Consider the following 15,292-nt stretch of genomic DNA (forward strand, 5'->3'; position numbering starts at 1 on the left):
AGATGTGTATAAGAGACAGGGCCATTTCCTGCCATTGCACTTCGGCATCTACCTGGGGTGAAGGCCATTGGGCGACGGGCTGGCGGTATTGTTGGGCGATGCAGGTTTTGTAGTCGGCGGCCTGTTCGTCGCAGGCGACTGCGTTCAGGGTCAGGGTGCCGAGGGTCAGGCCGAGGAATAGGGTCTTCAAAATTTATACCCCACTTCCAGCATGAACTGGCGGCCGACTTCATAGTTGAGTACGCCGTTGGTGTCGGTGGAGCTGACGATGGTCTTGTCCAGCAGGTTGCTGACGTCGAGATTGACGAAAACGGCCTGATCCTTGGCGGTGGGCATCTCCCAGGCAACACGGGTGTCCCAGGTCAGTGCCCCGGAGAACGGGGTTTCTTCCCAGACATAGACACTGCTGCCTTCGTGCTCGACCTTTTTGTTGGTGGAGGCAATGCGCCGGTAGCCGTCGCGGTAACGCAGGAAGTTGGTCCAGGTCAGGTGCAGGGGCTCGACTTCGGTCACGGTGGTCAGGCGCGCGGTCCAGGGGCGGTTGTAGTTGCTGGCGGGCATGTCGGAATACTTCATGAACTTGCCGTCGTACTGGATCGTCGGGTCTTCTACGTAGATAGCGCCGATGCTGGCGCTGTAGCTGGACAACCCGGTGTTGTTGATCTTGCTCCAGTCCATCGCAAACTGCGCAGTGGTGCGGGTGCTGCCCAGATTGAAGGGTTGCAGGGGGGTGATGCTCAGGGTGTAGATGTCGGCGTCGCTTTTGCCGCCGTTGTAGTAGGTGTAGTAGTTGGCAGCCAGGGTCGAGGTGTCTTCGGACGGTTCGCCGATTTGCGCGCCCCAGGCGCGGCTGATCTGGTCGCGCCCCTTACGGTTGACGTACTTGACGGCGAACTCGGTGTTCCACTGCACGTGGCTCAGGCCCAGGGTCAGTTCGTCGTCGTAAGGCACTTTGAGCTGGTTGAATTTGCTGTCATTGGCGATGTGCTTGCTCAGCTCCCAGTCAGACGTCTGCGTCTTGCGGGTGTATTCGGTGCTCATCGAGGCAATACCGTCGCGCAGGCGATAGGCGTAAAGGTTGCGTCCGTAGTAACGGTTGGCGCCGGCAGTGAGGCGGGTCTTGCCATCGCCAAACACGTCCAGCTCGGTGGCCAGGCGCGGGGCGAAGGTGATCTGATTCATATAGTTGTCGCCGTCCACCCGGATGCCGGGCCTGACGGTGAGGCGCTTGTAGTGCATTTCGTCTTGCAGATACAGCGCCCATGAACGCGTGTCGAAGGCAATTTTGCCCTGGGTAACGGTCATCTTGTTCGCATACTGGCCAGGCCAGCCATTGATTGTTGGCGCCATTGAGCACAGCGGGTCATTGCCGGTGCATGACGTGGCCTTGTCCACCGCATAGCTGCTGTAGGGTGTGCCGCGCTCATAGCTGGCCGAGTTCTGCGACAGCTCCAGGCCAGTTTGCAGCGAATGATCCACACCCAGCCATTTGAAGCTGTTCCAGTCGGCCTTGAGTTTGTAGGCCAGGGTTTTTTGGGTTTCTTCGATATCGCCAAAACCGCCTTCGGTGGCGAATGCCGAGGTGCTCCAGTCACGGCTGGCCGAAGTTCGCCAGAGGATCATGTAGTCGCGGTCGGAATAGCGTGAGGTATTCAGCTCGCTCCAGCTCAGGTTCTGCTCAACCCGGGCCAGGGGCGCGTTCCACACCAGGCGCGTACTGATACTGTCGCCACCGGCATCCATATCGCGGCCGGACACCAGCGAGTTGGGGCCGTAGGTGCGGGCGGTTTCCGGCGCGTGGGTCAGGGTGGTATCGAGCTTCCAGTCTTCGTTGATCTGCCAGGTGGCCTTGAGGAAGTAGTTGTCGATGCGCCGCGATTGTTCTTCGGTCTCCATTGCCGTTTCGGTCTGGTTGGCCACGGAAAACAGGCGGGTCGGCATGGTGGATTCTTTACGCGAGAAGGTGCCCAGCAAGCCGAAGTTGTCGGTCAGGTGGCCTTCGAGGGTGGCGCGGGTGATGACTTTTTCGAAGTCGGGCTGGTAGTTGTTGCCAAAGCCGGCCTTGAAGTTCTCCAGGTCCGGGTCGTCTTTGTTCAGGTGATAGCGGGTCCACTCGGAGCGGGTCATTTGTACCGACACCTTGCCGTGCAGTTCCTTGCGGGGGTCGCGGGTATTGGCTTCGACTACACCGCCATTGAAGCCGCCAAATTCTACCGGCACGTTACTGTCGTAGACCTTGATGTTTTCCAGCAGGTCGGTGTCCAGCGCCAGGCCCTGGCTGCGCCCCGGTATCTCATCGAAGTCGTCGTTGCTGTTGCCCGGGTCCAGGTCGTTGTTCATGCTCATGCCGTCAACGATAAACAGGTTCTGCCAGGGCCGTGCGCCGTTGATGCTGATATCGGCGGGGGCGATTTCCCCCGGGTTTTTGCTGCTCAACTGGCTGTTGTCGAACTGCACGTTGGGGTTGGTGCGCAGCAGGCTGGTGATATCACCGTTGCCCGAGGGCAGGTCCTCGATCATCTGCCGGTCGATCACCTGTTCGCCCTGGAACACCGGCTCCATCGCCGTGATGGGGGTACTTTTGATTTGCAGTACATCGCTTTGGGCGGGCGGCAGGATTGAGGCGCTGTCAGACGAGGTCACTTCCCATTGCATGCCCGTGCCGCGCAACAGGTGGGCCAGGGCTTTTTCGGGGCTGGTGCTGGCATCGACTGGCGAGCTGGTCAGGCCGTTGAGCACGGTGCTTTCCGCGCTGACCTGCCAGCCTGACTGCTGGGAAAACGCAATCAGGGCGCTGGCCAAAGGCTGGGCCGGGATCTGGAAGTGCAGTTGTTGACGGCTGATTGGCGTGTCGGCTGCCGGGCTGGCAGCGATGGCCAGTGCGGGCAGGCCGAGCAACAGGGCCAGGGACAACGATCGATAGCGAGCAACACTGACACAACGCAAACGCGAAGAAGGCATGAGGTGACCTACGAAATGAAACGCCATAGTCACTAATGCGAATCTTTATCAGTGACGTTCGTAGGTAAAGACTCCCGGGCCTTCAGGATTTCCAGAAATAAGTGAAAATAGTTTCGTTAGCGCAAGCCCGCGCCCGCAGGGAGGCTCAGGGCTTGGTCGAGACGATCAGGGTGTAGGGTACGCTGTCCTGCAGGCGTCCGCCCAATGGGGCAATGGCGGTTTGCAGTGCGCGTTTGGGGTCGCGCAGGTTCAGGGCTGCGGTGATGCGTCGTTGCCCCAGCGCCTTGTCCGTCAGCAGAATCAGGCCCGGCTGATAGCGGCGCAACTGTGTGATCACGTCATCGATCGATTGATCGACCGCCACCAGCTGCCAGCGACGCCAGGGCGCGATTTGCTCCTGGGGCAATTGCACGATGCGCGTGCGCTGGCCGTTTGCAGTGAAGTGCAGTTGGTCGCCATGGCCCAGCAGGTGCGTGGCCGAAACCGATGCTTGCGGCGTTTGTACCGCAACCGTGCCGCTCTCGACGCTGACGTCGACGCCGTTGTCGTCCAGGTTGACCGCGAACGCGGTGCCGGTCACCCGAACCCGCACGTCACCGGCGTTGACGTAGAAGGCGCGGTTGGCATCGTGGGTCACCGAGAAAAAGGCCTGGCCACGCAATAGCGTGACTTCTCGCTGATCGGGGTTGAACTGCACATCGGCAAGCGTATTGCTGTCGAGAAGCATCTGGCTGCCATCGCTGAGCGCCACTGTGCGGTGTTCGCCGGTGGGGCTGCGGTGGTCGGCTTGCATCGCCTGCCAGTCGGGGCCCCACATCAGCAGGGCGCTGGCGGCCACGGCGGCGCCGACCAGTGCGCGTTTGCGCCGGCTCAGGCGCTGGGGTGGGCGTGCCATCGGCGGGGCCGGTGCTGTTGTCGCCGGCAGGGTGAGCGCCTCGCCGCTCAGGCTCCAGACCTTGAGCGCCTTGCGATAAGCCGCGTCGTGCTCAGGGGCGCTGGCGCGCCAGTGGTTCAGGCGTTCGGTCAGTTCGGAGTCGTGAGGGTTCTCCTGGATCAGCAGCAGCCAGTCCAGTGCGGTTTCCCAGATCGGGTTCGGGGGCGGTTTTTCAGTCATCACTCAGTTGTTCCGCGCAGTAGGTCAGGGCGTCGCGGACCAATTGGTGGGCCAGGCTCACGGACATGCCAAGTTGCGTGCCGATTTGCTGAAACGTCAGGCCTTGCAGGCGATGCAATACGAATGCCTGGCGCGTGCGCTCCGGCAGGCGGGACAAAGCATGTTGCAATTTGCGCAATTCGTCCACATGCAAGGCTTGCTGCTCGGGCGAAGGCGCGTTGGAAATGTGTTCGTCCAATGATTCGCTATGGGTGGTGTGGCGGTTTTCCAGGGTTGCCCGGCGATTGAGGTCAAAGGCCAGGTTGCGCACGATACGGTAAAGATAGCCCACCGGTTGTGTCAGCGGGGCGAGGTTGTCCGCGCCCTGGCTGAAGCGCAGCCAGGCGTCTTGAACCACATCTTCTGCCTTGGCCCGGCAGCCCACGATGGGGGCGGCATAGTCGACCAGGGCGATACGATGCGTCAGGTAAAGCTGGAGCCTGTCATTGGTGTCGGGCACGGGTATCCAGGAGGATGAGCCAGGGATCTGAAGTTGGCCGGATATTAATGCGGATGAGATAGATTATCAAATACGACCTTTAGGCCGCAGATAAAAGGTATCGAAGAGGGCAGGAAGGAATCCCGGAAACTAAAAAGCCCGCTTTCGCGGGCTTTTTGAGTGGTTACACAGGGTGAACCTGTAAACCTGAATTGGTGCCCAGAAGAAGACTCGAACTTCCACGACCTTGCGGTCACCAGCACCTGAAGCTGGCGTGTCTACCAATTTCACCATCTGGGCAGTATCAGCAACGTTGCCGCTGTTGATGTGGCGCATAATACGTAGAGCTTTTCGATCTGTAAACCCCTGTTTTAATTTTATTAAATCAGGGGCTTAGCTGACCCGGAATGCAAAAACCCGCTTTCGCGGGTTTTTGTGTGAGGCTGAAGAGTGTACTACTCTGCAATCTCGAATTGGTGCCCAGAAGAAGACTCGAACTTCCACGACCTTGCGATCACCAGCACCTGAAGCTGGCGTGTCTACCAATTTCACCATCTGGGCAGTATCTTCAACGCTGTTGCCGTTGTTGATGGCGCGCATCTTACGGACGAACCTTTGACCTGTAAAGCGTTGTGTTTAAAAATAGTGAAAATATTTCGCGAACGGTTGGTCGACAGCAGCAAAGCGCGTCAGAAAGGACTAATAAGGCCCAGTGTGTGCCTGAAATTTCCCGTTTCAATACGCGTATGCCAAACTAACCCGCATATAGACAAGGTGAAAACTATCTAATGGCCGATTGGCAGACCCTCGATCCCGAGGCCGCACGTGAAGCGGAAAAATACGAAAACCCTATCCCTAGCCGCGAACTGATCCTTCAGCACCTGGCCGAGCGTGGCTCGCCTGCTGCTCGTGAACAGTTGGTGGAAGAGTTCGGTCTGACCACAGAAGACCAAATCGAGGCCTTGCGCCGTCGCCTGCGTGCGATGGAGCGCGATGCCCAACTGATTTACACCCGCCGTGGCACTTACGCGCCGGTGGACAAGCTCGACCTGATTCTCGGCCGTATCAGTGGCCACCGCGATGGCTTCGGCTTCCTGGTTCCGGACGACGGCAGCGACGACCTGTTCATGAGCCCTGCGCAAATGCGCCTGGTGTTCGATGGCGACCGTGCGCTGGCCCGTGTTTCGGGGCTGGACCGTCGTGGTCGTCGTGAAGGCGTGATCGTCGAAGTGGTTTCCCGTGCTCACGAAACCATCGTGGGTCGCTACTTTGAAGAAGGTGGTATTGGCTTCGTAGTGGCCGACAACCCGAAGATCCAGCAAGAAGTGCTGGTAACCCCGGGTCGCAACGCTGGCGCAAAAATCGGTCAGTTCGTCGAAGTGAAGATTACTCACTGGCCTACGCCGCGTTTCCAGCCGCAAGGCGATGTACTGGAGGTTGTAGGCAACTACATGGCTCCGGGCATGGAAATCGATATTGCCCTGCGTACTTACGACATTCCTCACGTATGGCCGGAAGCTGTGCTTAAGGAAGCAAGCCGTCTGAAGCCGGAAGTCGAAGAGAAAGACAAAGAGAAGCGCATCGACCTGCGTCATCTGCCGTTCGTCACCATTGACGGCGAAGATGCCCGCGACTTCGATGACGCCGTATTCTGCGAAGCCAAGCCTGGCAAGCTGCGCCTGTTCTCCGGCGGCTGGAAGTTGTACGTGGCAATTGCCGACGTCTCCAGCTACGTGAAAATCGGTTCGGCCCTGGATGCCGAAGCCCAGGTTCGCGGCAACTCGGTGTACTTCCCTGAGCGCGTGATCCCGATGCTGCCTGAGCAGCTGTCCAACGGCCTGTGCTCGCTGAACCCGAAAGTCGACCGTTTGGCCATGGTTTGCGAGATGACCATCTCCAAAACCGGCGAAATGACCGACTATCAGTTCTACGAAGCGGTGATCCATTCCCAGGCACGTCTGACCTACAACAAGGTCAGCACTATTCTGGAGCAGCCGAAAACCAGCGAAGCCAAGCAACTGCGCAGCGAATACGCTGATGTGGTGCCGCACCTCAAGCAGTTGTACTCGTTGTACAAGGTGTTGCTGGCAGCTCGTCATACCCGTGGCGCGATTGATTTTGAAACCCAGGAAACCCGGATCATCTTCGGTTCCGATCGCAAAATTGCCGATATTCGCCCGACCACCCGTAACGATGCGCACAAGCTGATTGAAGAGTGCATGCTGGCGGCCAACGTGGCCACCGCCGAGTTCCTCAAGAAGCACGAGATTCCTGCGCTGTATCGTGTCCACGATGGTCCGCCGCCGGAGCGTCTGGAAAAACTGCGTGCGTTCCTCGGTGAGCTGGGCCTGAGCCTGCACAAAGGTAAAGATGGTCCGTCGCCGAAGGATTACCAGGCATTGCTGGCCAGCATCAAGGACCGTCCGGATTTCCACCTGATCCAGACCGTAATGCTGCGTTCGTTGAGCCAGGCGGTATACAGCTCCGATAACCAGGGCCACTTCGGCCTGAATTATGAAGCCTATACCCACTTCACCTCGCCGATTCGTCGCTACCCTGACCTGTTGACCCACCGTGCGATCCGCAGCGTGATCCATTCCAAGATGGATACCCCGCACGTTCGCCGTGCTGGTGCGATGACCATTCCGAAAGCGCGCATCTATCCGTACGACGAAGCGATCCTGGAGCAGCTCGGCGAGCAGTGCTCCATGAGCGAGCGCCGTGCCGACGAAGCCACCCGCGATGTGACCAACTGGCTCAAGTGCGAGTTCATGAAGGATCGCGTAGGCGAGTCGTTCCCTGGCGTGGTAACGGCAGTGACCGGTTTTGGCCTGTTCGTGGAACTGACCGATATCTATGTTGAAGGTCTGGTTCACGTAACTGCCTTGCCGGGCGACTACTACCACTTCGACCCTGTGCATCACCGCCTGGCGGGCGAGCGCACCGGTCGCAGCTTCCGCCTGGGTGATACCGTTGAAGTGCGGGTCATGCGCGTCGATCTCGACGAGCGCAAGATTGACTTCGAAATGGCGGAAAAAACCCTCAGTGCGCCGATTGGTCGTAAAAATCGTACTGCTGATGCGCCTAAAACCAGGAATGCAGGCAAGGCCGGTACCAAGCCGACTGAAAAGCCGGTTGAGCCAGCCCCGGCTGCACGTCGCAGTGCGCCGGCCAAGCCCGCTAAAAAATCCTCGGATGATGCTTATCGCCCAAGCGATGCTGCGGCAAAAAACGCCGAGCTGCGCAAAAGCCGTGAACTGAAACAGGCGCTGCTGGCCGAATCGAAAAGCGGCGGTCGGACATCGGAGCCGGGAAAGTCGGGTAGGGGGGCGCCTGCAAAAGATGCGGGCAAGCCTTCCAAACCGAGCAAACATCGTAAAGGCCCGCCAAAATCGGGCACCGCTCCAGCCGCCAAAAGCGGCGGGGCGCGCAAACCTAAGGCCAAGTCATGAGTCTGGAAAAAATCTATGGCGTGCATGCCGTAGAAGCATTGCTGCGTCACCATCCCAAGCGCGTCAAGCAGGTATGGCTGGCAGAAGGTCGCAGTGATCCGCGTGTACAAACGCTGATCGAGCTGGCCAACGAAAACCGTGTGGCTGTCGGCCAGGCCGAGCGTCGTGAAATGGACGTCTGGGTCGAAGGCGTGCACCAGGGTGTGGTGGCGGACGTGAGTCCGAGCCAGGTCTGGGGCGAAGCCATGCTCGACGAGCTGCTCGATCGCACTGAAGGTGCCCCGTTGTTGCTGGTACTGGACGGCGTGACCGATCCCCACAACCTGGGTGCTTGCCTGCGTTCGGCGGATGCTGCCGGTGCGCTGGCTGTTATCGTGCCCAAGGACAAATCTGCAACGCTGACGCCGACGGTACGAAAAGTAGCCTGCGGTGCAGCGGAAGTTATTCCGTTGGTTGCCGTGACCAACCTGGCGCGTACCCTGGAGAAGCTCCAGCAGCGCGGCTTGTGGGTTGTCGGTACGGCCGGTGAGGCTGAAGTCAGTATCTATGACCAGGACCTGACCGGCCCGACCATCCTGATCATGGGGGCAGAAGGCAAGGGCATGCGTCGCCTGACCCGTGAGCACTGTGATTACCTGGTCAAGCTGCCGATGGCCGGCAGCGTCAGCAGCCTGAACGTTTCGGTGGCGACAGGTGTTTGCCTGTTCGAAGCCCAGCGTCAGCGCGGCGCCAAGGCCAAGACTTCTTCGAAGAAGAAGTAAGCTGGCTGGCTGTTAAATGTGGGAGCGGGCTTGCTCGCGATGCGTATCACGCGGTGTCTCTGGATGACCGCAGCGATGCCATCGCGAGCCAGCCCGCTCCCACATTGGTTTGTGGCGTATACAAGTAAAGATTGTTCAAATAATCACCAATTGCCTTGCGCCTCTGTTGTCCCTTCTCTACAATTGCGCCCCTTGCCGTCATGGCGGGCGCATATGTGCCTCTCTAGGCAAGACACACAAGTGTCATTCACTCCTTGTCTGACCGCTTTTTAGTTAGCGGCAGGCTACAACCCGTAAGGAGCATTCATGCGTCATTACGAAATCATCTTTTTGGTCCACCCGGATCAAAGCGAACAAGTCGGCGGCATGGTAGAGCGTTACACCAAGCTGATCGAAGAAGACGGCGGCAAAATCCACCGTCTGGAAGATTGGGGCCGTCGTCAACTGGCCTACGCAATCAACAATGTTCACAAGGCTCACTACGTGATGCTGAACGTTGAGTGCACTGGCAAAGCCCTGGCTGAGCTGGAAGACAACTTCCGTTACAACGATGCTGTGATCCGTAACCTGGTCATCCGTCGCGACGAAGCCGTAACTGGCCAGTCCGAGATGCTCAAGGCTGAAGAGAACCGCAGTGAGCGCCGTGAGCGTCGTGACCGTCCTGAGCATTCTGACAGCGCCGATGGCGATGACAGCGATAACAGCGACGCCAGCGATAACGCTGACGAGTAATCCACGGACCTTTTGAGGAGCCAATTACATGGCACGTTTCTTCCGTCGTCGTAAATTCTGCCGCTTCACCGCAGAAGAAGTGAAAGAGATCGATTACAAGGATCTCAACACTCTGAAAGCTTACGTATCCGAGACCGGCAAAATTGTTCCAAGCCGTATCACCGGTACTAAAGCTCGTTATCAGCGTCAGCTGGCCACCGCTATCAAGCGCGCCCGCTTCCTGGCCCTGCTGGCCTACACCGACAGCCACGGCCGCTGAGACCGGGCAGTCGACAAGTAGTAAAGGATTGAAAGCATGCGCGCCTTAGCTGAGTTCATCATGCGAGGCCGTGTGCAGGCCACGTTAATCGTGGCCGGATGTGCGGCATTGCCGTTCTTGTTCTGGTTGAGTGCTGCTGCAGGTAGCCTGGTGCTTCTGCGGCGCGGTCCGAGAGATGCCTTGAGCATTCTCTCATGGGCGTTACTGCCGGCCTTGGTCTGGTGGTTTATCGGAGAGCCCCGCACCCTTATGGTGCTGCTGGGAACTCTGGGGCTGGCGTTGATGTTACGCGCCGGTCAGTCCTGGAATCGCGTGCTGCTGGTCAGCGTAGCGTTGGGTGTGGTGTATGGCGTGGTCCTGGGTACGGTTTTCCGCGAACCCATTGGTGCGATGGCGCAGGAGTTGGAAAAACTTCTGCCGCAGGTCCTCAATGGTCTCTACGACAAGTTATCTGACGTAGAGCGAGCGCGCCTTGGAGCACTGATTGCACCCGTCCTCACCGGTTTGATTGCAGCTTTGATGCAGGTCGTCAGCGTGCTGAGCCTGATACTTGGGCGTTATTGGCAGGCGTTGTTGTATAACCCGGGTGGTTTTGCCAGCGAATTTCGCAGCATCCGCCTACCGCTGGGACCAGCGCTCGTATTGCTGGCGTGCATGCTTGTAGGGCCGAACTTCGGTCCCGAAATGGCCATGCTTACGCCGTTGTGCAGCGTAGCGTTGTTCTTCGCCGGGCTGGCCCTGATTCATGGGCTGGTGGCGCAAAAGCGACTGGCCAAGTTCTGGCTGGTGGGGTTGTACGTCACGCTGTTGCTGTTTATGCAGCTGATCTATCCGTTGCTCGTGGTCTTGGCCATTGTCGACAGCCTGATTGATTTTCGCGGACGTCTGGCGCCGAAAGGCACCGATAAAGACTCTGCGGACGGTGAAGGTTAAAAGTTAAGAGGATTTTCACATGCAACTGATCCTTCTGGAAAAAGTCGCGAACCTGGGCAACCTGGGCGACAAAGTAAATGTTAAGGCCGGTTACGGTCGTAACTACCTGCTGCCGTACGGCAAAGCTACCGCTGCAACCGCTGCCAACCTGGCTGCGTTTGAAGAGCGTCGTGCTGAGCTGGAACAAGCTGCTGCAGACAAAAAAGCTTCGGCTGAAACACGCGCTGCCCAACTGGCTGAGCTGGAAGTGACTATCACTGCCACCGCTGGCGACGAAGGCAAGCTGTTCGGCTCGATCGGCACTCACGACATCGCTGATGCACTGACCGCCTCCGGCGTTGAAGTTGCAAAAAGCGAAGTTCGTCTGCCGAACGGCACTATCCGCAACGTTGGCGAATTCGACGTGGCTGTGCACCTGCACGCCGAAGTTGAAGCAACCGTACGCGTTGTTGTGGTAGCTGCTTAAGCAGTCTTAACTGACTGGCACCTTGTGTGCCGGACGGTTAACATCGGGCACGATCCTGTTTACAGGTCGTGCCCTTTGTCTTTCTGCAGATCCTGATTTTCAAACTAATTCCAAGTGGCCATGAACGATATCTCCGCTCCTGAGCAATACGATCTACAAACCGCAGCCCTGAAGGTGCCTCCGCATTCCATCGAGGCCGAACAGGCTGTGCTCGGTGGTTTGATGCTGGACAACAACGCCTGGGAACGCGTGCTGGATCAGGTTTCGGACGGTGATTTTTATCGACATGACCACCGCCTGATCTTCCGCGCCATAGCCAAGCTGGCAGACCAGAACTCCCCGATTGACGTCGTGACCCTTGCCGAGCAACTGGACAAGGAAGGTCAGACTTCGCAGGTGGGCGGCCTGGGCTACCTCGGTGAACTGGCAAAAAATACGCCGTCGGTCGCCAACATCAAGGCCTACGCCCAGATCGTGCGTCAGCGTGCGACGTTGCGTCAGCTTATCGGTATCAGCACCGAAATCGCCGACAGTGCATTCAACCCGGAAGGGCGCAGCGCCGAAGAAATCCTCGATGAGGCCGAGCGCCAGATCTTTGCCATTGCCGAGGCCCGGCCAAAAACCGGTGGCCCGGTGAGCGTCAATGATCTGTTGACCAAAGCCATCGACCGTATCGACACGCTGTTCAACACCGACAACGCCATCACCGGCCTGTCCACCGGTTACACCGACCTCGATGGCATGACCAGCGGCTTGCAGCCTGCGGACTTGATTATCGTCGCCGGTCGTCCATCGATGGGTAAAACCACCTTTGCGATGAACCTGGTTGAAAACGCCGTATTGCGCAGCGAGAAAGCGGTACTGGTTTACTCCCTCGAGATGCCAGGTGAATCGCTGATCATGCGTATGCTGTCATCGCTGGGTCGCATCGACCAGACCAAGGTCCGGGCCGGTCGCCTCGAAGACGACGATTGGCCGCGCCTGACTTCGGCGGTCAACCTGCTCAATGACCGTAAACTGTTTATCGACGATACCGCGGGCATCAGCCCCTCGGAAATGCGCGCCCGTACCCGGCGACTGGTGCGTGAGCACGGCGATATCGGCTTGATCATGATCGACTACCTGCAATTGATGCAGATCCCGGGTTCCGGCGGTGACAACCGTACCAACGAAATCTCCGAGATTTCCCGCTCCCTCAAGGCGCTGGCCAAGGAATTCAACTGCCCGGTAGTCGCGCTGTCACAGCTCAACCGTTCCCTTGAGCAGCGGCCCAACAAGCGCCCGATCAACTCCGACTTGCGTGAATCCGGAGCCATCGAGCAGGACGCCGACGTCATCATGTTCGTGTACCGGGACGAGGTGTACCACCCCGAGACCGAGCACAAGGGCATTGCCGAGATCATCATCGGCAAGCAGCGTAACGGCCCGATCGGCACCACGCGCCTGGCGTTTATCGGCAAATACACGCGCTTCGAAAACTTGGCGCCAGGCAGTTACAACTTCGACGACGATTAACCTGTCCGGCTTCTGTGGGAGCTGGCCTGCCAGCGATAGCATCGACGCGGTCAATCAGATAGATCGCGCCGCCTGAATCGCGAGCAAGCTCGCTCCCACAGACAATATGCCTGCGCCAATCAATTCCGACCATTGCCGTCGGAATTGGTCATTTTTTGTGCTATATTCCGCGCCCGCGAATTTCTTAGTAAATGCCGCGCCCCCTTTTTTGCACTCAACACCGGTCATCGACATGCAATCAGCCAAGCCTCTATTTGACTATCCGAAGTACTGGGCCGAATGTTTCGGCCCAGCACCATTCCTGCCCATGAGCAGGGAGGAGATGGATCAGCTTGGCTGGGATTCATGCGACATCATCATCGTGACGGGTGATGCCTATGTCGATCACCCGTCATTTGGCATGGCCATCATTGGTCGCTTGTTGGAGTCCCAGGGTTTCCGTGTGGGCATCATTGCCCAGCCGAACTGGCAGTCCAAAGACGACTTTATGAAGCTGGGCGAGCCGAACCTGTTCTTCGGCGTTGCCGCCGGCAACATGGACTCGATGATCAACCGCTACACCGCTGACAAAAAGATCCGTTCCGATGACGCCTACACCCCCGGTGGCATGGCAGGCAAACGTCCGGATCGCGCCAGTCTGGTGTACAGCCAGCGCTGCAAGGAAGCCTACAAAAACGTACCGATCGTACTCGGCGGTATCGAAGCTTCGTTGCGCCGTATCGCGCATTACGACTACTGGCAGGACCGTGTACGCAATTCGATCCTGATCGACGCCTGTGCCGATATCCTGTTGTACGGCAACGCCGAGCGCGCCATCGTCGAAGTAGCCCAGCGTCTGTCCTACGGCCACAAAGTCGAAGACATCACCGATGTGCGCGGCACCGCGTTCATTCGTCGCGATACGCCAAAAGACTGGTATGAAGTCGACTCCACGCGTATTGACCGTCCGGGCAAGATCGACAAGATCATCAACCCGTACGTCAACACCCAGGACACCCAGGCCTGCGCCATCGAGCAGGAAAAGGGCCCGGTTGAAGACCCGAACGAAGCCAAGGTCGTGCAGATCCTGGCCAGCCCGCGCATGACCCGTGACAAGACGGTCATCCGTCTGCCATCGGTCGAGAAAGTACGTGCTGATGCGGTGCTGTATGCCCACGCCAACCGCGTGCTGCACCTTGAAACCAACCCGGGCAACGCCCGTGCGCTGGTGCAAAAGCACGGCGAAGTGGATGTATGGTTCAACCCGCCACCGATCCCGATGACCACTGAAGAAATGGACTACGTGTTTGGCATGCCTTACGCACGTATTCCCCATCCTGCGTACGGCAAGGAAAAAATCCCGGCCTATGACATGATCCGTTTCTCGGTGAACATCATGCGGGGCTGCTTTGGTGGCTGCACCTTCTGCTCGATCACCGAGCACGAAGGGCGCATCATCCAGAACCGTTCCGAAGAATCGATCATTCGCGAGATCGAAGAGATCCGCGACAAGGTGCCAGGCTTTACCGGGGTTATTTCCGACCTTGGCGGCCCGACCGCGAACATGTACCGCATCGCCTGCAAAACGCCAGAAATCGAATCCGCGTGCCGCAAGCCGTCCTGCGTTTTCCCGGGCATCTGCCCGAACCTGAACACCGACCACTCGTCGCTGATTCAGCTTTACCGCAGCGCCCGTGCCTTGCCGGGCGTGAAGAAAATCCTGATCGCTTCCGGTCTGCGTTACGACCTTGCCGTCGAGTCGCCGGAATACGTGAAGGAACTGGTCACCCACCACGTCGGTGGTTACCTGAAGATCGCCCCGGAACACACCGAGGAAGGTCCGCTCAACCAGATGATGAAGCCGGGCATTGGCAGCTATGACAAGTTCAAGCGCATGTTCGAGAAGTACACCAAGGAAGCAGGCAAAGAGCAGTACCTGATCCCGTACTTCATTGCCGCTCACCCCGGCACTAAAGACGAAGACATGATGAACCTGGCCATCTGGCTCAAGACCAACGGTTTCCGTGCCGACCAGGTGCAGGCGTTCTACCCGTCGCCGATGGCTACCGCCACCGCGATGTACCACTCGGGCAAGAACCCGCTGCGCAAGGTCACGTACAAGAGCGACTCGGTGACCATCGTCAAGAGCGAGGAGCAGCGCCGCCTGCACAAGGCGTTCCTGCGCTATCACGACCCGAAAGGCTGGCCGATGCTGCGTGAGGCGCTGACCCGCATGGGCCGTGCCGACCTGATCGGTTCGGGCAAGGACCAGTTGATCCCGTTGCATCAGCCGGCGACCGACAGCTACCAGAGTGCCCGTCGCAAAAACTCGACGCCTGCCGGTAGCCACAAGGTCGCGGGTGAGAAGACCACCAAGATCCTGACCCAGCACACTGGCCTGCCGCCGCGTGCCAGTGATGGTGGCAACCCGTGGGACAAGCGTGAACAGGCCAAGGCTGCTGCGTTTGCCCGCAACAAGCAGGCCGCCAAGGAGCGCCAGGAAGCAGCCAAGGGCGGCAAGAGCCAGCGCCCGGCCCGCAAGCCGGTAGTGCCGCGCTAAGCCTGCCCTTGTAGATACTCTGTTGCAGGTCAAGCCCTATTGTGGGAGCGAGCCTGCTCGCGAACGACCTTCGCGAGCAGGC

The 15,292-nt window shown here is 58.6% G+C and carries 11 protein-coding genes, 2 tRNA genes and 1 pseudogene; 8 read left to right on the forward strand and 6 right to left on the reverse strand.

Going from position 1 to position 15,292, the window contains the following annotated elements; genetic code table 11:
• The 6 genes and pseudogenes from QN377_RS21740 to QN377_RS21765 form a co-directional block, all read right to left on the reverse strand.
• Nucleotides 1–190 (reverse strand): annotated as a pseudogene (locus QN377_RS21740) (cytochrome-c peroxidase); the annotation flags it as partial.
• Nucleotides 187–2,961, reverse strand: coding sequence for a TonB-dependent receptor (locus QN377_RS21745; protein WP_240882244.1), 2,775 nt, complete (start codon nt 2,959–2,961; stop codon nt 187–189). The pseudogene QN377_RS21740 and the gene QN377_RS21745, both read right to left, overlap by 4 nt.
• A 145-nt stretch (nt 2,962–3,106) precedes the next feature.
• A complete protein-coding gene (locus QN377_RS21750; RefSeq protein WP_130872272.1) occupies nt 3,107–4,075 on the reverse strand; it encodes a FecR family protein in 969 nt (322 codons plus the stop codon).
• Nucleotides 4,068–4,574: a sigma-70 family RNA polymerase sigma factor gene (locus tag QN377_RS21755; protein WP_178126974.1), complete on the reverse strand. Its 507-nt coding sequence runs from the start codon at nt 4,572–4,574 to the stop codon at nt 4,068–4,070. Before QN377_RS21755 ends, QN377_RS21750 begins: the two co-directional genes overlap by 8 nt.
• Before the next feature lie 192 nt (nt 4,575–4,766).
• Nucleotides 4,767–4,853 (reverse strand) — tRNA-Leu (locus QN377_RS21760).
• Nucleotides 4,854–5,027: 174 nt separating this feature from the next.
• Nucleotides 5,028–5,114 (reverse strand) — tRNA-Leu (locus QN377_RS21765).
• A gap of 227 nt (nt 5,115–5,341) precedes the next feature.
• Between QN377_RS21765 and rnr the strand changes: the two genes are divergently transcribed.
• From rnr to QN377_RS21805, 8 genes are all read left to right on the forward strand, one after another.
• Nucleotides 5,342–8,005 (forward strand): ribonuclease R, encoded by a 2,664-nt coding sequence (rnr, locus tag QN377_RS21770; RefSeq protein ID WP_095000963.1) that lies wholly within the window; start codon nt 5,342–5,344, stop codon nt 8,003–8,005.
• Complete coding sequence (gene rlmB / locus QN377_RS21775) at nt 8,002–8,766, forward strand: 23S rRNA (guanosine(2251)-2'-O)-methyltransferase RlmB (protein WP_095000964.1); 765 nt, start codon at nt 8,002–8,004, stop codon at nt 8,764–8,766. Before rnr ends, rlmB begins: the two co-directional genes overlap by 4 nt.
• Before the next feature lie 306 nt (nt 8,767–9,072).
• Nucleotides 9,073–9,498 carry a 30S ribosomal protein S6 gene (rpsF, locus tag QN377_RS21780; protein WP_003439045.1) on the forward strand — a complete coding sequence of 142 codons (426 nt, stop codon included), beginning with the start codon at nt 9,073–9,075 and terminating at the stop codon, nt 9,496–9,498.
• 28 nt (nt 9,499–9,526) lie between these two features.
• Nucleotides 9,527–9,757: a 30S ribosomal protein S18 gene (rpsR, locus tag QN377_RS21785; protein ID WP_003171373.1), complete on the forward strand. Its 231-nt coding sequence runs from the start codon at nt 9,527–9,529 to the stop codon at nt 9,755–9,757.
• A gap of 36 nt (nt 9,758–9,793) precedes the next feature.
• Nucleotides 9,794–10,690 (forward strand): hypothetical protein, encoded by an 897-nt coding sequence (locus QN377_RS21790; protein WP_095000965.1) that lies wholly within the window; start codon nt 9,794–9,796, stop codon nt 10,688–10,690.
• Between the two features lie 19 nt (nt 10,691–10,709).
• Complete coding sequence (rplI, locus tag QN377_RS21795) at nt 10,710–11,156, forward strand: 50S ribosomal protein L9 (RefSeq protein ID WP_003439047.1); 447 nt, start codon at nt 10,710–10,712, stop codon at nt 11,154–11,156.
• 120 nt (nt 11,157–11,276) lie between these two features.
• Nucleotides 11,277–12,671 carry a replicative DNA helicase gene (gene dnaB / locus QN377_RS21800; protein ID WP_016783319.1) on the forward strand — a complete coding sequence of 465 codons (1,395 nt, stop codon included), beginning with the start codon at nt 11,277–11,279 and terminating at the stop codon, nt 12,669–12,671.
• Between the two features lie 232 nt (nt 12,672–12,903).
• Complete coding sequence (locus QN377_RS21805; RefSeq protein ID WP_095000967.1) at nt 12,904–15,210, forward strand: YgiQ family radical SAM protein; 2,307 nt, start codon at nt 12,904–12,906, stop codon at nt 15,208–15,210.
• Nucleotides 15,211–15,292 lie beyond the last annotated feature (82 nt).

Origin of the sequence: Pseudomonas sp. CCC4.1 (assembly GCF_035019225.1) — a bacterium.
Classification (GTDB): Bacteria; Pseudomonadota; Gammaproteobacteria; order Pseudomonadales; family Pseudomonadaceae; genus Aquipseudomonas; species Aquipseudomonas bubulae.